The sequence below is a fragment of the Alterluteimonas muca genome (genome assembly GCF_021191595.1).
Lineage (GTDB): Bacteria > Pseudomonadota > Gammaproteobacteria > Xanthomonadales > Xanthomonadaceae > Luteimonas > Luteimonas muca.
In genome coordinates, this window is record NZ_JAIWPS010000007.1 from 23,092 (window position 1) to 40,113 (window position 17,022).

Consider the following 17,022-nt stretch of genomic DNA (forward strand, 5'->3'; position numbering starts at 1 on the left):
TACACCATTGGTCGTAGTGGTCCGGACCTAGACCAACGTCTAAGCCGGCGCCCGGTTGGATGCGGCACACTCTGGGGTCAGGTCATTTGCGGAGCGCGCCATGTCCACGACTCCTTCCGTCTATTCCGTGCCCGAGGCACTGGCCGCCGAGGCCGCGATCGGCCGCGAGGATTACGAACGCCTCTACGCCGAATCGGTACGCGATCCCGATGCATTCTGGGCGCGTGCCGCCGAGCGCCTGCAGTGGATGACGACGCCCACGCGGATCCGCGACGTGAGCTACGCGCTGGAGGACTTCCGCATCCGCTGGTATGGCGACGGCGAACTCAACGCCAGCGTCAACTGCCTCGACCGCCATCTCGAAAGCCGTGGCGACAAGACCGCGATCCTCTGGGAAGGCGACGACCCCGCCACGCCGCCGCGGCATGTGAGCTATCGCGAACTGCATGCGCGCGTGTGCAGGCTGGCCAATGCCATGCGCAGCCTCGGCGTGCGCAAGGGCGACCGCGTCACCATCTACCTGCCGATGATCGTGGAAGCGGCGGTGGCGATGCTGGCCTGCGCACGCATCGGCGCGGTGCATACGGTGGTGTTCGGCGGCTTCTCGCCGGCGTCGATCGCCGATCGCGTGGCCGACTGCGGTTCCAGGCTCATCATCACTGCCGACGAGGGCCTGCGCGGTGGCCGCCGCATCCCGCTCAAGGCCAATGTCGATGCCGCCCTGAAGCTGCCCGGCACCAACAGCGTCGAGACGGTACTGGTGGTGCGCCACACCGGCGGCGCGGTGGGCATGCAGATGCCGCGCGACCGCTGGTACGACGCGGTGGTCGACGACCAGCCCGACATCTGCGAGCCCGAGCGCATGAACGCGGAAGACCCGTTGTTCATCCTCTACACGTCGGGATCCACCGGAAAGCCCAAGGGCGTGCTGCACACCACCGGTGGCTACCTGGTGTTCGCCAGCTACACCCACGAAGCGGTGTTCGACCTGCGCGAGGACGACGTGTACTGGTGCACGGCCGACGTGGGCTGGGTCACCGGCCACAGCTACATCGTCTACGGGCCGCTGGCCAACGGTGCGACCTCGCTGATGTTCGAGGGTGTGCCGAACTATCCGAGCGTGTCGCGCTTCTGGGAGGTGGTCGACCGCCACAGGGTCAGCATCTTCTACACCGCGCCCACCGCGATCCGCGCGCTGATGCGCGAGGGCGAGGCACCGGTGAAGGCGACCTCGCGCGCTTCGCTGCGCATCCTCGGCACCGTGGGCGAGCCGATCAATCCGGAAGCCTGGCGCTGGTACCACGAGGTGGTCGGCGATGGCCGCTGCCCGGTGGTCGACACCTGGTGGCAGACCGAGACCGGGGGCATCCTGATCGCCCCGCTGCCGGGTGCCATCGACGCCAAGCCCGGTTCCGCGACAAGGCCGTTCTTCGGCGTGCAGCCGGCGATCGTCGATGCGCAGGGCACCGTGCTCGAAGGCGAGGCCGAGGGCAACCTGGTGATCCTCGATTCGTGGCCGGGGCAGATGCGGACCGTGTACGGCGACCACCAGCGTTTCATCGACACCTATTTCAGCGCCTATCCCGGCAGCTACTTCACCGGTGATGGCTGCCGGCGCGACGCCGACGGGTACTACTGGATCACCGGTCGCGTCGACGACGTCATCAACGTGTCCGGTCATCGCATCGGCACCGCCGAGGTCGAAAGCGCACTGGTCTCGCACCCGAAGGTGGCGGAGGCCGCGGTGGTCGGTTTCCCGCACGACATCAAGGGCCAGGGCATCTACGCCTACATCACCCTGGTGGCCGGCGAGGAAGGCACCGATGCGCTGATGAAGGAACTGGTGGCCCATGTGCGCGGCGAGATCGGACCGATCGCCACGCCCGACCACCTGCAGTGGGCGCCGGGCCTGCCGAAGACGCGTTCGGGCAAGATCATGCGCCGCATCCTGCGCAAGATCGCCGAGAACGCACCCGACCAGCTGGGCGACACCACCACGCTTGCCGATCCCTCGGTGGTGGAGTCACTGGTGCGCCAACGCCGTGGTGCCGGCGGCTGACGGCCGCCGCGACCCGCCAGGCCCCGCAGGCATGCCACAGACCATCCTCGTCGCCGACGACCATCCGCTGTTTCGCGAAGCGCTTCGCGGGGCGGTCGCGCGTACGCTGCCCGATGCACGCCTGTGCGAGGCCAGCGACACCCACAGCCTCTACGGGCTGGTGGATGCGGAACCCGATGCCGACCTGCTGCTGCTCGACCTCAACATGCCGGGCGCGCAGGGCTTCAGTGCGCTGGTGCACCTGCGCGCGCAGCACCCGCAGCTGCCGATCGTGATCGTCTCCGCGCGCGAGGAGCCCACGGTGATGCGGCGCGCGCTCGACCACGGCGCGATGGGCTTCATCCCCAAGTCGGCCGATACCCAGGTACTGGGCGAGGCGCTGCAGCGGGTGCTCGATGGCGATCGCTGGGTGCCGGCCGCAGCCGGCGCCGCGCCGGCGGCAAGCGCCGACGAGCACGATGTCGCCGCGCGCATCAGCGACCTCACCCCGCAGCAGTTCCGCGTGCTGCAGATGCTGGGCGAGGGCATGCTCAACAAGCAGATCGGCTACGAGCTGGGCGTGTCCGAAGCCACGGTCAAGGCGCACATGAGCGCGATCCTGCGCAAGCTTGGCGCCAGCAACCGCACCCAGGCAGTGCTGATCGCCGGCCGCCTGGCGGTGGACCCGGCGGCGGTGACCGCACCGCCCGACGAGATCGACTGACGGTTGATGGCGCGAGCGCGAAGCCGCACGCGTCGCGAAGGGCTTTATCCACGACGGGAGGACTCGTGCGCGAGCGCGGCCCCACGGCTCAGCTGCCGCCGACCATCCGCCACAGCGCGTGCAGCGCATAGCCGCCGCCGCCGATCAGCACCGCGAAATAGACGACCGTGCCGATGGTGGCGAGGTGGCCGAGCAGAATCGCGCCGCCGTCGCGCTGGATCATGCCGATCGCGTAGAACAGCAGCGCGACCGCCGGGAAGGTGTTGCTGAAGGGCACGAAGCCGAACGGCGCCATCAGCAGCAGCGCGGCGAAGATGAAAGCCAGGCTGTTGAAGATGTCGACGGCGCGGCCTTCGGCCAGCGCGGCCAGGCGGCCGGGGCGGCTCACGCGCTCGAGCCTGCGCACCCAGGACAGCCCGCGACGCAGGCCGTTGCGCAGCTTCTCGGCGGGCAGCCGGCGCTCGCGCAGGCGCGCGGGCAGCCACAGCGGGCGCCCGGTCAGCCGGCTGACCCCGATCAGCAGCAGCGCGGCGCCGAATACCGTGCTCACGCCGGGGATCGAAACCGGGATCAGGAACACCACCGTCAGCAGCATCGACAGCAGCAACAGGCCTTCGCTGCCGATGCGCTCGACGATGCTGCCGAGGCTGAGGTGCTCGCCGTCGAGGTCGGCAATGATCTGTTCGAGGCGGTCGCCCAGTGCGTCGCGGCGGGTACGGGAGTCGATCATCCGACGGCAGGACCTTGCAGGGCGGGGCAGTGTAGCAAGCACGTTCGCGCGGCCCGCCGTGCCGGCTGCTAGCGGTCGTGGACGCGTGGCGGCCGCCGCTGCGCGGCCAGGAAGGCACGCAGCGACGCCGGCTTGAGCGGCTTGGTCAGCACCCGGTAGCCACGCCTGCGTGCGGCCTGCTTGAGCGCATCGCTGCCGTCGGCGGTCAGCAGCACGCCGGGCGTTCCGGGCGCGATTGCCCGCAATGCATCGAGTGTGTCGAGGCCGTCGAGGCGGTCATGCAGGTGGTAGTCGACGACCAGCACATCGGGCGCATCGTCCATGCGGGCCAGCGCGGCATCCACGGTGGTCGCGGTCAGCACCAGCACCTGCCAGCGCTGCAGCAGTGCCTGCATGCCGGCGAGGATGTCGGGATCGTTGTCCACGCACAGCACGCGCATGCCGGCCAGCGACTCGCCGAGTTCCATCGCCGCCCGTGCAGGCACCGGCACGGCGTGTTCGGCGCGCGGGACCATGATCGAGAACACGCTGCCGTAGCCCACGCGCGAACGTGCGTCGAGGCGGTGGCCCAGCAGCCGCGAGATGCGCTGGCAGATCGACAGCCCCAGGCCCAGCCCGCGCTCATCCCAGTCGAACGGCTGCTGGTAGCGGTGGAACTCGTCGTAGATCTGCCGCATGTGGTGCTCGGGAATGCCTGGGCCGGTGTCCCACACCTGCAGCGCGACGCTGTCGCCGCGCGGGCGCGCCGCCAGCACGATGCGGCCCTCGCGGGTATAGCGCAGCGCGTTGGCGAGGAAGTTCTGCAGCACGCGGCGCAGCAGGCGGCGGTCGCTGTGCACCGGCAGCGCGCGCACGCTCAGGCGCACCTCGATGCCGCGCGCCGCCGCCATCGGTGCGTACTGCGCGGCAAGTTCGCGCATCAGTTCGGCGGCGTCGAAGTCCGACCATTCCGGGCGCAACGCACCGGCATCCAGCCGCGAGACGTCGAGCAGGCCGTCGAGCAGTTCCTCGGCCGCGCGCAGCGAGGTGTCCACGCGCTCGGCGAGGCGGCGCTGCTCGTCGGCCTCGTCGCTTTCGCGCAGCGCCGAGGTGAACAGCCGCGCAGCGTTGAGCGGCTGCAGCACGTCATGGCTGAGCGCGGCCAGGAAGCGCGTGCGCGACTGCTGCGCGGCCTCCGCTTCGCGGGTGCGCACGGTGACGCGCTGTTCGAGCGTCTCGTTGACCTCGCGCAACGCACGTTCCACGCGCTTGTATTCGGTGACGTCGCTGTAGCTGGTGACGTAGCCACCACCCGGCAGCGGCTGGCCGCGCACCTCGATCACCAGCCCGCTGCCGAGCACGCGTTCGGAGACATGCGGCGAACCGCCGCGCATATAGGCGATGCGCTTGGCGGTCTCGGTGTCGACGGCCGCCTGGTCGAGCTCACCGAGCTCGCCGCGCTCGGCGTTGTAGCGGATCAGGTCGGCGACCGGGCGGCCGACGTAGAGCATGCCGTCGGGATAGTCGAACAGCTGCTGGTAACGGCGGTTCCATGCCACCAGGCGCATCTCGCGATCGACCACGCTCACGCCCTGGTCGATGTTTTCCAGCGTGGTGGACAGGATCTCGCGGTTGAAGCGCAGTTCCTGACCGGCCTCGTCGAGCACCGCGACCACTTCGCCCAGGTCCATGCCGGTGCCGCGCAGCGAGCTGGTCAGCACCAGTCGCGCCGAGGCCGCGCCGATGGCCGACGCCAGCAGGCGTTCGGTGAACTGCACCCAGATGCGGTCGGCCGGCGCCGAGGGCTGCAGCGGCTGGCCCAGCGACTGCGCCTGCTCGATGAAGGCGCGCTGCGCGTGGCGTGCGCCGACGATGCGGCGTGCAAGCGTCAGCAGGTCGCGCACCTGCAGCCCGCTGCGCCATTCGCTGGTACCGGGCGTGCGCCGCTCGGCATACGGATTGAGGTAGGGCACCGCCGCCAGGTGCTCCTCCAGGCCCGGGCGCCAGCGCTGCGAGACCAGCAGCAGCGTGCCGATGTTGAACAGCAGCGCCCAGAACGTGCCGTGGGTGAGCGGATCCCAGCCCTGCATGCCGAACAGCCCGCGCGGCTGCAGCCAGCCGATGCCGAACGGGCCGTCCTCGAGCCAGGCGCCGTCGAACCAGCCGGCATCGGTGAGGGTGGGCAGCAGCAGCGTGTAGATCCACACCGCGAAGCCGATCAGCAGGCCGGCCTCGGCGCCCTCGCGGCTGGCGCCGCGCCAGTACAGGCCGCCGATCAGAGCCGGCGCGAACTGCGCCACCGCGGCGAACGCCATCAGCCCGTAGGAGGCCAGCGTGGTGTCCGAGCCGCTGGCGCGGTAATAGCCGTAGGCCAGCCCGGCGAAGCACAGGATCGTCACCCGTCGCACCCACAGCACGGTGCCGGCGAGATCGCCGCCATGGCGCTGGGCCCAGCCGGGGCGGCGCAGCAGCAGCGGCATCACCAGGTCGTTGGAGACCATGATCGCCAGCGCCACGCTTGCCACGATGACCATGCCGGTGGCCGCGGAGAACCCGCCGACATAGGCGAACAGCGCCAGCGCCTCGCGTTGTTCGGCCAGCGGCAGTGCGAGCACGTAGGTGTCGGCGATCGCGGCGCCATCGTCGAACAGGGCGATGCCGGCGGCGGCGATCGGCACCACCATCAGGCTCACGATCACCAGGTAGCCACCGAACAGCCAGCGCGCGCGGCGGATCTCGGAGACGTCGCCGCATTCGACGATCGCCACGTGGAACTGGCGGGGCAGGCAGAAGATCGCCGCGAACGCCAGCAGCGTCTGCGCCACGAAGCCATCGGGCGCGGCGTTGGAGAACAGCGCGGTGCTGGCCTCGGCGAAGCGCGGCGCGCTGCCGAACCAGAACAGCGCGAACACGCCCACCGCCACCAGCGCGACCAGTTTGACCAGCGATTCCAGCGCGATCGCCAGCATCATGCCGGGGCGGTGTTCGGTGGCATCGACCTGGCGGGTGCCGAACAGGATCGCGAACAGCGCCATCAGCAGCGCCACGTACAGCGCCGGATCGCCGAAGCTGCTCTGCGCCATCTCCGGCCCGCCCAGCACCTGCAGCGACAGCGCCACCGCCTTGTACTGCAACGCCAGGTACGGCACCGCGGCCACCAGCGCGATGACCGCCACCATCGCCGCCAGCCGCTGCGAGCGGCCGTAGCGCGCGGCGATGAAGTCGGCGATCGACACCGTGCTCTGCGACTGCGCGACCAGCGCCATCCGTTCGAGGATGCGCCAGCCGAACACCAGCAGCAGCAACGGGCCGAGGTAGATCGGCAGGTAACCCAGGCCATGCCGCGCGGCGCTGCCGACCGCGCCGTAGAAGGTCCACGACGAGCAGTACACCGCCAGCGCCAGGCTGTAGACCACCGGGCGCAATGCCGGGCGCTGCACGTGGGTGGGGTTGCGGTCGCCCCACCACGCCACCGCGAACAGCAGCGCGGCATAGCCCACGGACACCAGCAGCACCCAGCTCGGGAGCATCAGCCCTCCCCGGCCGACCTCGAGTCCGCCCGGAGTGTACGCCCACACACACGAAACCCGCCTTGCGGCGGGTTCCGGTGAGCCCGCATGGTGCGGGCCGTGATCGTACGCCTGCAGCGCAGGCGGTCACATCACTTGATCTTGCCTTCCTTGTACGGCACGTGCTTGCGCACGACGGGATCGTACTTCTTGATCTCCATCTTGCCGGGGGTGTTCTTCTTGTTCTTGTCGGTGGTGTAGAAGTGGCCGGTACCGGCCGACGAAATCAGGCGGATCTTGTCGCGCTTGGAAGCCATGGTTCAGATCCTCCTCAGATCTTTTCGCCGCGCTTGCGCAGCTCGGCGATCACGGAATCGATGCCGTTCTTGTCGATGGTACGCAGCGCCTTGGCGGACACGCGCAGCTTGATCCAGCGGTTCTCCGACGCGACCCAGAAACGGCGCTCGTGGAGATTCGGCATGAAACGGCGGCGGGTCTTGTTCATCGCGTGCGAGACGTTGTTGCCGGTCGTCGTACGCTTGCCGGTGACTTGGCAGACTCGGGACATGGTGCACCTCTGGTGGGTCGCGGAGATTCCGCATGGATGCCCCCCTTGGCCAGGGAGGCGACGGCCCCGCCGGCCACGCGGTGAAGCGGGCGGCGCGCGATACGGGCAGGCCACCATGAAGGCGGCGGCGGTGCCGGGTGGGCCGGAATCGCGCTTCCGGAAACGTCCACCCTGTCTGCCGGAACGGCCAGGCGGGCACAGCGAGCCGGGCATTATGCCGGCCTGGCCCGCCGCAGGCAAGTTATCCACAGCAGCCGCCGCGCGGCGGGGTCCGCCCGGACGCGCGGTGCCGGTGCCTGGGGGGGTCAGGGCGCCGCGGCGGCCTGCGTCGCGGCGGCCGGTGCCGCCTTCGCCTCACGGATGAATGCCCGGATCTGCGATTCCAGCACCGGCAACGGCACCGAGCCTTCGCGCAGCACCGCGTTGTGGAAGGCGCGGATGTCGAAGCGCTCTCCGAGTTCGGCTTCCGCCTCGCCGCGCAGGCGCACGATCGCGATCTCGCCCAGCTTGTAGGACAGCGCCTGCGCCGGCCAGGAAATGTAGCGGTCGACCTCGGTGGTGACCTCGTGTTCGGACAGCGCGGTGTTGTCGCGCAGGAACGCCAGCGCCTGGTCGCGGCTCCAGCCCTTGTGGTGCACGCCGGTGTCGATGACCAGCCGCGCCGCGCGCCACATCTCGTAGGTCAGCCGGCCGAAGTGCTCGTAGGGCGTCTCGTAGATGCCCATTTCCTCGCCCAGCTTCTCCACGTACAGGCCCCAGCCCTCGCCGTAGGCGGAGATGTAACTGTCGCGGCGGAACGCCGGCTGCTCGCCCTGTTCGCGCGCCAGTGCCGCCTGGAAGGCGTGGCCGGGATCGGATTCATGCAGGGTCAGCGCCGGCAGGTTGTACATCGGCCGCGACGGCAGGTCGTAGGTGTTGAGCCAGTAGGTGCCCATGCCACCGCGGCCGGCGGTCCAGAACGGCGCGATGTCGTCGGGCACCGGCACGATGGTGAAGCGCCCGCGCGGCAGCGGGTCGAAGTACTGGCCGATCACCCCGTCCACGCGCTTGGAGATCCACGCCGCACGGTGCAGCAGCTCTTCCGGGGTCTTTGCGTAGAACCGTGGATCGGTGCGCAGGAAGGTCAGGAACGCGCCGAAATCGCCGTCGAAATCCAGCCCGTCGATGATCTCCTGCATCTGCGCGCGGATCCGCGCCACCTCGGCGAGGCCGATGTCGTGGATCTCCTGCGGCGACAGCTCGAGCGTGGTGTATTCGCGGATCTGCTGGCGGTAGAACGCCTCGCCGCCGGGCATGGCCTCGGCGGCCAGGGTGGTGCGCGCCTGTGGCACGTACTCGTTGCGGAAGAAGGTCAGCAGGTTGGCGAACGCGGGGATCACCGCCGATTCGATCGCCGCGCGGCCCTCCGCGCGCAGGCGTTCCTGTTCGGCTGCCGGCATGCCGGCCGGCATGCGCTCGAACGGCGACCAGAACGTCGCGTTTTCGGCATCGTCGAGTTCCGCCACCGCCGCGATCGACACGTCGCGGCCGTCGAGCACCGCGCGCGGCACGCTGAAACCGCGTGCCAGCCCGGCGCGCATGTTGCCGATCTGCTGCTCGAAGTAGCGCGGCACGTCGGCCAGCCGCGCGATGTAGGCCTCGTAGTCGGCGGCGGTGCGGAACGGCCGGCGGGTCATGAACGACAGGCTGGCCCAGAACGAGCTGTCGGAATTGAACGGCATCTCGTAGCTGCGCAGGCGCACGTTGTCGGCGAGGTTCTCCACCTGCGACCGGTAGATCGCCAGGTTGATGCGGTTCTCCGCCGACAGCGCATCGGCGTCGATGCCGTCGAGCCCGGCCAGCACCTGCTCCCAGCGCGCCAGCCGCGCCGCCTGCGCGTCGGGGCCGACATCGGGCAGCCCGCGCCGTGTTTCGCTGCCGGCCTCCTCCTCGCCACGACCGAACTCCGCCTGCCGCCATGCCCACTCCGCGGTGTAGATCGCCTCGAAACGGGCATCCGCCTCGCTGCGGAGCGTGCTGGCGGCGGCCGGCGCGTCCGACGCGGTTGCCTGCGGCGGCGCCGCGTACGCGGCCGGGACGGCGAGGGCGGTGGCGATGAGGGCAGGCAGCAACAACGACTTCATGGCGTGATCCGGCAATGCGACGACCACCGATCATGGCATCCGCGCGCAGGCCACGCAGGGGTCGGAAGTCGTGGTGGGATGTCTGCCCCGTCCCTGCGACGCGTCGGGCGTTCGGATTACTGGACGGAGCGGGTTCGCATCCGGTGGCGACTCAGCGAAAGACGGTGCCACGGTTCGACGGTCGGCTTTGGCGTGAATCCGGTGCCGCCGCAAGTCGGCGCCCGATATTTGCCCTGGTTGCGACGGCACCAGACCCGCGCTGGAGGCGGCGCATGGCTGGAAAGGGAGCAACGGCCCGCGTCGGCCTTTCCGCTCCGATCGCCGAACTCTCCTCAGGCGCCTGCCGGGTGTTTCGCCGACCAAGGCGATATCGGGCGCCGACTCGGCGGAATGCCCGGCAGGCGCCCTTGCGGAGTTTTCGTCCGATTCCTCCGGAGTCCTATCGGGAGTCCAGTCCGCCCACCGCGGCCACAGGGGGATGCCCAGCCGGATATCTCCGCGTCCTGCTCCCACATCCGGCCGCCGGCCATCCATGGCCGGCTCTGGACATCCCCCTGCGTCCGCGGCGGGCTCCACCTGTCGTCGTGTCGGGACGAAGATCAACCGCGAATAGCGCCGGGCGGGCAGGGCTTGATCGGCTGCAACTGCTATCGATCCCCATACCGAAGTGCCCAGCGCACGGGCGTGGGCGTTGCAGGCGCTCGGCGGGGACCGCCCATGCTCTTCGTGCTTTTCGTGCCGAACCTGCGGACGTCGGAGCCCGGTGCGCGCCACGGGCGGCGCGGAGTTAGAGCGGAGCAACTCTTGCGTGCACGAGCAGTCCAGCCAGTCCCTATCGCGGCTGGTGTGTCCTACCGTCGCAGCCGCTCCAGCAGCCCGTCGAGCGTGTCGAGGTCGGTGTAGTGGATCACCAGCCGGCCTTTGTTGCCGCGGCCGTGGGCGATGGCGACCTTCGCGCCCAGGGTGGCCGACAGCTCGTTCTCCAGCGCCACGATGTCCGCCTGCTGCGGGCGCGCCTTCGTGCCCGGCTTGGCCTTGCGCGAGGGAATGCGGCCCTCGGCGAACTGCTGCGCGCGGTGCTCGACCTCGCGCACCGACCAGCCGTTGGCCACCGCCTCGGACGCGAGCCTGCTGGCCAGCTCCGGCGACAGCGTCAGCAGCGCGCGGGCATGGCCCATTTCCAGCTGCTTGGACTCCACCAGGATGCGGATCGCCTGCGGCAGTTCCAGCAGCCGCAGCAGGTTGGACACCGCCGCGCGCGAGCGCCCCACCGCGGCCGCGGCCTGTGCGTGGGTCAGCATGAACTCGTCGATCAGCCGCTGCAGCGCCTGCGCTTCCTCCAGCGGGTTGAGATCCTCGCGCTGGATGTTCTCGATCAGCGCCATCGCGATGACGGTGCGGTCGTCGACCTCGCGCACCACCACCGGCACTTCGGTGAGCCCTGCGCGCTGCGAGGCACGCCAGCGGCGCTCGCCGGCGATGATCTCGAACTTCCGCCCGCCCAGATCGCGCACCACGATCGGCTGGATCACCCCCTGCGCCCTGATCGACTCCGCGAGCTCGTCGAGCTTGTCCTCGCTCATCGTCCGCCGCGGCTGGTACTTGCCCGGCGACAGCGCATCGATCGGCAGGTTCTGCAGGGTGTCGGCCGGGGTCGCCTCGAGTGCCGGCGTGGCGGCGCCCTGCGGCCCGAGCAGCGCGTTCAGCCCGCGGCCCAGCGTGCCCTTCTTCGTAGCGGTTCGGTTCTTCGTTGCGGTCATGCCGCTCCCCCTGTGCGGACATGGCGGGCGCCGCATGCGACGCAGGCGGCGTGGATGCGGGCGGCGTGCGCGGGCAGGTGGTTATGCATGCTCAGCCCGCCTGCACCAGTTCCGCCGGCGCGCCCAGCGGCGCCGCCGCGGGCTGCTCGCGCTCGCGCTGGTGGCGCAGGATCTCACCGGCCAGCCCGAGGTAGGCGATCGCGCCGCGCGAATTGCGGTCGTAGCCGATGATGCTCTGGCCGTGGCTGGGTGCTTCCGCCAGGCGCACGTTGCGCGGCACCACGGTGCGGAACATCTTGTCGCCGAAATGCTGGTCGAGTTCGTTGGAGACCGCATTGGTGAGGTTGTTGCGCACGTCGTACATCGTGCGCAGCACGCCCTCGATCTCCAGCGCCGGGTTCAATCGCGCCTTCAGCGCGTCGATGGTTTCCAGCAGCGAACTGATGCCTTCCAGCGCGTAGTACTCGCACTGCATCGGCACCAGCACCGAGTCGGCCGCGGTCAGTGCATTGAGCGTGAGCAGCGACAGTGCCGGCGGGCAGTCGATCAGGATGAAGTCGTAGCGCGGCTTCAGCGGCTCGAGCGCGCGTTTCAGGCGCTGCTCGCGGCCTTCCTCGTCCATCAGCTCGATCTCGGCCGCGGTGAGGTCGGTATTGGACGGCAGCAGGTCGAAGTGCTCCGCCGTCTCCATCAGCGCGTCCTCGGCCAGCAGCCCGCCCAGCAGCACGTCGTAGGTGGAGGCGTGCAGGTCGCGCTTGTCGATGCCGCTGCCCATGGTCGCGTTGCCCTGCGCATCGAGATCGACCAGCAGCACGCGCTTGGGCGTGGCGGCAAGCGCGGCCGCCAGGTTGACCGACGTCGTGGTCTTTCCGACGCCGCCCTTCTGGTTGGCGATGGCGATGATCCGGGCCATTGCAGCGGGTCTCGAAGCACAGGGAACGGCACGCGCGAAAAAAGCGGGCCGGCCGGGGATTATGCCGGACCCGGGCCACGGGGGCAGGACCGGGGCTCAGGCCGCGTCGGCGGCGCGTCCGACCCGCACCAGATGGCGCGCGGCGCCGAGCCCGGGTACCGACAGTGGTTCCACCGACAGCAGCCGCCAGCCCGCCGGCAGCGCGGCGATCTCCTCGTCCGGGCGCGTGCCCTTCATCGCCAGCAGCTGGCCATCAGGGGCGAGCAGATGCCCGCCGACCGCGAGGATGTCGGGCAGGGTGGCGAGCGCGCGCGCGGTGATCGCGTCGAAGCCACCCGGCTCGGCCACCGCCTCGGCGCGCGATTCCAGCACCCGGGCATTGCCCAGGCCGAGCGTGCGCACCGCCTCGCGCAGGAAGCGTGCCTTCTTGCCGTTGGATTCGACCAGCGCCACCTGCAGCTGCGGATGGGTGATCGCCAGCGGGATGCCGGGCAGCCCGGGTCCGGTGCCGAGGTCGGCCAGCGTGCGCAGCCCTGCCACGTGCGTGGCCATCGCCAGCGAGTCGAGCAGGTGCAGCACCACCATCGCGTCCGGGTCGCGGATCGCGGTGAGGTTGTAGGTGCGGTTCCAGCGCTGCAGCAGGTCGAGATAGGCCAGCAGCGGGGTGGCCAGGGCCGGGTCGAGGGCGAGTGCGTCGAGGCCGTGGAGCAGACGCTGGTGCTGCGGATGGGCGGAGGTGGGCATCGGCCTATTGTAGGTGGGTGCGTGCCGTCGGCAGCGGCGACCACGCCAGCGTGGCGAGGTAGCCGGGCGCCGGTTCGAATGCGTGCAGCGACCAGTCCTGTGGCTGCCCGAGGGCGGCATCGCAGTCGACCAGCGCCAGCGCGTCGCCGCGCTCGGCGAATTCCAGCCGGTGCAGGCCGAAGGCGATGCCGCGGCCATGCGCCTTCAGCACTGCTTCCTTGGCGCACCACAGGCGCACGAACACCCGCTCGCGCAATGAGGCGGGCAGCGCTTCGAGCCACGCCGCCTCGCGGGGATGGAAGAAGCGCTGCGCCAGCTCCAGCGAGTGCAGCCGGGGTCGCATCCACTCCAGGTCGCAGCCCACGCGCAGGCCGTGCGCCAGCGCCATCAGCAGCCCACCGCCGCTGTGGCTCCAGCTGACCTCGGCGCCCACGGCCTCGGGCCAGCGCGGGCGGCCATGGGCATCGCGTTGGAGCGCGGGCACGCCATCGGGCAGCAGGCCGGCGAGCCAGGCACGCACCTGTGGCTCGGCGCGCTCGCCCCGGGCATACGGGCGCCACGCACAGTCGATCGCGCCCAGCCGCAGGGCTCCGGCGGCCAGCGGTGCGTCGGGTTGGCGGGCGGCGGGTGCTGTGGCCATCAGGCGCGCAGCGTAAGCTATCGACGCCCGCGCGCCCGGTCGTGCCGGCGCAGTCCGCACACGAGGAACGGCGTCCACGCCACGCATGTCCGCCATCATCGACAGCCCCGCCTGCGCCGACCGGCGCGATCTGCCACTTGCCACCGGCGATGCCGGGCGCACCATCGCCGTCGTCGCCGGGGAGCGCATCAGCCTCGGGCGTTTCCTTGCCGAAGTGCGCGGCCTCGCCGCACGCCTGCCGGACCGGCGCCACGCGGTGAACCTGTGCGAGGACCGCTACCGCTTCCTGGTCGCCTTCTGCGCGGTGGCCGCGCGCGGGCAGACCACCCTGCTGCCGCCGTCGCGCACCCGCGCCGCGATCGACGACGTGCGCGCCCAGCATCCCGACAGCTACTGCCTCGGTGATGTCGACCCCTGCGGCTGCAACGCGCTGGCGCCGTTGCCGCATTTCGTGCCGATCCCGGCACAGCTTCCGCAGGCGCCCGGTGGGGTGCCACGGGTCGACAGCGGGCATGTGGTCGCGATCGGCTACACCTCCGGCAGCACCGGCGCGCCGAAGGCCAATCCCAAGCGCTGGCGTGACTTCGCCGATGGCGTGCAGCAGAACCTCGCCGCGCTCGCCGGGCTGTACAACGAAGATGCACCGTCGATCGTGGCCACGGTGCCACCGCAGCACATGTACGGCGTGGAGATGTCGGTGCTGCTGCCGCTGCTGGGCAATGCCGCGGTGCACAGCGGCCGGCCGTTCTTCCCCGACGACATCGCCGCCGCGCTCCGCGCCATCGACGCGCCGAGGCTGCTGGTGACCACGCCGGTGCACCTGCGCGCGCTGGTGGAATCGGGTGTGGAACTGCCGCGTCTGGCCGGCATCGTCAGCGCCACCGCGCCACTGCCGCAGGCGCTGGCTGCCGCGGCCGAACAGCGCTTCGGCGGGGAAGTGCGCGAACTGTTCGGCTCCACCGAGACCTGCATCATCGCGCGCCGCCGCACCGCCATCGACGATGCCTGGACGCCGCTGCCGGGTGTGCGCCTGCAGCCGCAGCCCGACGGCACCGCGGTGGAGGCCGCGCACCTGCCGGCACTGGTGGTGCTGGCCGACCTCGTGCAGTTGCTGCCCGACGGGCGGTTCCTGTTGCGCGGCCGCCAGGCCGACCTGCTGGAGATCGCCGGCAAGCGCGCCTCGCTGGGCGACCTGACCGCGCGCCTGCTGGCGGTACCGGGCGTGGTGGACGGCGCGGTGGTGCAGCTCGACGACGCCGATGCGGGCGGGGTGCGCCGGATCGCCGCGCTGGTGGTGGCGCCGACGCTGGACGAAGCGGCGATCCACGCCGCACTGCGTGCAAGCATCGATCCGGTGTTCCTGCCGCGGCGGCTGCGGCGCGTGGATGCACTGCCCCGCAACGAGACCGGCAAGCTGCCGCGCGACATCGTGCTGGCGCTGCTGCGCTGAGGCAGCCGCAGTCAGATTCGCTTACATCGCCGTCACGGCAGTCCATCGCAGACTCCGGACCCGAGGGGCAACCGCCCGCACAACGGAGGAGCAAACACCATGGGAATCATCATCTGGTTGATCGTCGGCGGCATCGTGGGTTGGCTCGCCAGCCTGGTCATGCGCACCGATGGCCAGCAGGGAATCATCCTCAACATCGTCGTCGGCATCATCGGCGCTTTCATCGGCGGTCTGCTGATCGGCCCGATGCTGGGCGCGCCGTCGATCAACAGCGGCGAACTGAGCGTCATGAGCTTCGTCGTCTCGCTGATCGGCGCGATCATCCTGCTGGCGATCGTGAACCTGTTCCGCCGCGGCCGCGTGCGCTGATACGCGCACTGCCGTGATGTTCGTCAGGGGCGGCCAATGGCCGCCCCTGCTGTTTCCGGGGCGTGCTGTTTCGGTGCGCCCCAGGCATGGCCGCGCGGGGCGCGCGCCGATCCGCTAGTACAGCACCCGCGTGCGCAGGGTGCCGGGGATCGCCGCCAGCGCGCTGCGCAGTTCGGCCGCCTGCGACTCGCTGGCGGTCACGTCGATCACCACGTAGCCGACCAGGCTGTCGGTGCGCAGGTACTGGCCGTCGATGTTGATGCCGCGTTCGCGGAAGACATCGTTGGCCTGCGACAGCACGCCGGGCATGTTGCGGTGGATATGCAGCAGCCGTCGCGAGCCCTCGTGGCCGGGCAGCGCGACCTCCGGGAAATTCACCGCCGACAGCGTGGAGCCGTTGTCGCTGTAGCGGATCAGCTTGGCGGCAACCTCCAGCCCGATATTGTCCTGCGCCTCCAGCGTGCTGCCGCCGACGTGCGGGGTCAGGATCACGTTGTCGAGGCCGCGCAGCGGCGATTCGAACGGCTCCGCCGCGCCCTTGGGCTCGACCGGAAACACGTCGACCGCAGCGCCGCCGATCTGCCCGCTGCGCAGTGCATCCGCCAGCGCATCGATATCGACCACGGTGCCACGCGAGGCATTGACCAGATGCGCGCCTGGCTTCATCGCCGCCAGTTGCGCGCTACCGATCATGCGCTGGGTGCTGGGGGTTTCCGGCACATGCAGGGTGACGACGTCGCTGCGCGCGAGCAGGTCGTGCAGGTCGAGCGCCGCGCGTGCATTGCCCAGTGCGAGTTTGGTCTCGATGTCGTGGAACAGCACCTGCATCCCGAGGCCTTCGGCAAGCACGCCGACCTGGGTGCCGATATGGCCATAGCCGACGATGCCGAGGGTCTTGCCGCGCGCCTCGTGGCTGCCGGCGGCGGTCTTCGACCAGCCGCCGCGGTGGCATTCGGCGTTGCGGCGCGGGATGCCGCGCAACAGCAGGATGGTCTCGGCGATCACCAGCTCGGCGACGCTGCGCGTGTTCGAGTACGGCGCGTTGAACACCGGCACGCCGGCGAGTTCCGCGGCCTCGAGGTCGACCTGGTTGGTGCCGATGCAGAAGCAGCCGACCGCGATCAGCCGGCGCGCGTGCGAAAGCACATCGGCATCGAGCTGCGTGCGCGAGCGGATGCCGACCACGTGGGCGTCGGCGATCGCGCGTTTGAGCGCGTCACCGGCCAGCGAGGTGTCGTGCTGCTCGATGTGGGTGTAGCCGGCGGCCCGGAAGGCGTCCACCGCGGTGGGGCTGATGCCCTCGAGCAGCAGCACGCGGATGTCCTGGCGCGGGAACGAGGTCTTGCGGTCGTCTACCATCTGCAAGGTGCGGCGCGGGCGGAGACCTACGGTACGCGCGGCCCGTGGGTGTCGCAACACGATGGACGCATCGCACCGGCGCTGGCAGCCTGAGCGCCCCAGCGCACGACCGCCGC

Annotated in this window: 14 protein-coding genes; 4 read left to right on the forward strand and 10 right to left on the reverse strand. The window is 70.4% G+C overall.

Features of this window, described 5'->3' with window-relative positions:
• Window positions 1-100: 100 nt before the first annotated feature.
• Both acs and LDO11_RS10225 read left to right on the forward strand, forming a co-directional pair.
• Window positions 101-2,059: an acetate--CoA ligase gene (gene acs, locus LDO11_RS10220; RefSeq protein WP_232141456.1), complete on the forward strand. Its 1,959-nt coding sequence runs from the start codon at window positions 101-103 to the stop codon at window positions 2,057-2,059.
• Window positions 2,060-2,090: 31 nt separating this feature from the next.
• Window positions 2,091-2,762, forward strand: a complete 672-nt coding sequence (locus tag LDO11_RS10225; protein ID WP_232141457.1) for a response regulator transcription factor — start codon at window positions 2,091-2,093, stop codon at window positions 2,760-2,762.
• Window positions 2,763-2,850: 88 nt separating this feature from the next.
• On the opposite strand, the gene LDO11_RS10230 is transcribed toward LDO11_RS10225, so the two are convergent.
• From LDO11_RS10230 to LDO11_RS10270, 9 genes are all read right to left on the reverse strand, one after another.
• The gene (locus LDO11_RS10230; protein ID WP_232141458.1) at window positions 2,851-3,492 is read right to left on the reverse strand and encodes an exopolysaccharide biosynthesis protein; all 642 of its coding nucleotides are present in this window, start codon (window positions 3,490-3,492) and stop codon (window positions 2,851-2,853) included.
• Between the two features lie 68 nt (window positions 3,493-3,560).
• A complete protein-coding gene (locus LDO11_RS10235) occupies window positions 3,561-7,001 on the reverse strand; it encodes a hybrid sensor histidine kinase/response regulator (RefSeq protein ID WP_232141459.1) in 3,441 nt (1,146 codons plus the stop codon).
• 131 nt (window positions 7,002-7,132) lie between these two features.
• Window positions 7,133-7,297 carry a 50S ribosomal protein L33 gene (rpmG, locus tag LDO11_RS10240; protein WP_036137644.1) on the reverse strand — a complete coding sequence of 55 codons (165 nt, stop codon included), beginning with the start codon at window positions 7,295-7,297 and terminating at the stop codon, window positions 7,133-7,135.
• A gap of 14 nt (window positions 7,298-7,311) precedes the next feature.
• On the reverse strand, window positions 7,312-7,548 hold the full coding sequence (gene rpmB / locus LDO11_RS10245) for a 50S ribosomal protein L28 (protein ID WP_129136988.1): 237 nt from the start codon (window positions 7,546-7,548) through the stop codon (window positions 7,312-7,314).
• A 305-nt stretch (window positions 7,549-7,853) separates the two neighbouring features.
• Entirely contained in the window at window positions 7,854-9,662 is a 1,809-nt protein-coding gene (locus LDO11_RS10250) for a DUF885 domain-containing protein (RefSeq protein WP_435574632.1), read from the reverse strand.
• Window positions 9,663-10,522: 860 nt separating this feature from the next.
• A complete protein-coding gene (locus LDO11_RS10255) occupies window positions 10,523-11,431 on the reverse strand; it encodes a ParB/RepB/Spo0J family partition protein (RefSeq protein WP_129136986.1) in 909 nt (302 codons plus the stop codon).
• A 91-nt stretch (window positions 11,432-11,522) separates the two neighbouring features.
• The gene (locus LDO11_RS10260; RefSeq protein WP_129136985.1) at window positions 11,523-12,344 is read right to left on the reverse strand and encodes a ParA family protein; all 822 of its coding nucleotides are present in this window, start codon (window positions 12,342-12,344) and stop codon (window positions 11,523-11,525) included.
• 96 nt (window positions 12,345-12,440) lie between these two features.
• Complete coding sequence (gene rsmG, locus LDO11_RS10265; RefSeq protein WP_232141461.1) at window positions 12,441-13,088, reverse strand: 16S rRNA (guanine(527)-N(7))-methyltransferase RsmG; 648 nt, start codon at window positions 13,086-13,088, stop codon at window positions 12,441-12,443.
• A 4-nt stretch (window positions 13,089-13,092) separates the two neighbouring features.
• A complete protein-coding gene (locus LDO11_RS10270) occupies window positions 13,093-13,728 on the reverse strand; it encodes a 4'-phosphopantetheinyl transferase family protein (RefSeq protein ID WP_232141462.1) in 636 nt (211 codons plus the stop codon).
• A gap of 85 nt (window positions 13,729-13,813) precedes the next feature.
• Between LDO11_RS10270 and LDO11_RS10275 the strand changes: the two genes are divergently transcribed.
• Together LDO11_RS10275 and LDO11_RS10280 are read left to right on the forward strand one after the other, a co-directional pair.
• Window positions 13,814-15,178 (forward strand): AMP-binding protein, encoded by a 1,365-nt coding sequence (locus LDO11_RS10275; protein WP_232141463.1) that lies wholly within the window; start codon window positions 13,814-13,816, stop codon window positions 15,176-15,178.
• A 99-nt stretch (window positions 15,179-15,277) separates the two neighbouring features.
• Entirely contained in the window at window positions 15,278-15,547 is a 270-nt protein-coding gene (locus LDO11_RS10280; protein WP_129136981.1) for a GlsB/YeaQ/YmgE family stress response membrane protein, read from the forward strand.
• A gap of 114 nt (window positions 15,548-15,661) precedes the next feature.
• On the opposite strand, the gene serA is transcribed toward LDO11_RS10280, so the two are convergent.
• The gene (gene serA, locus LDO11_RS10285) at window positions 15,662-16,906 is read right to left on the reverse strand and encodes a phosphoglycerate dehydrogenase (RefSeq protein ID WP_232141464.1); all 1,245 of its coding nucleotides are present in this window, start codon (window positions 16,904-16,906) and stop codon (window positions 15,662-15,664) included.
• Between the last annotated feature and the right edge of the window lie 116 nt (window positions 16,907-17,022).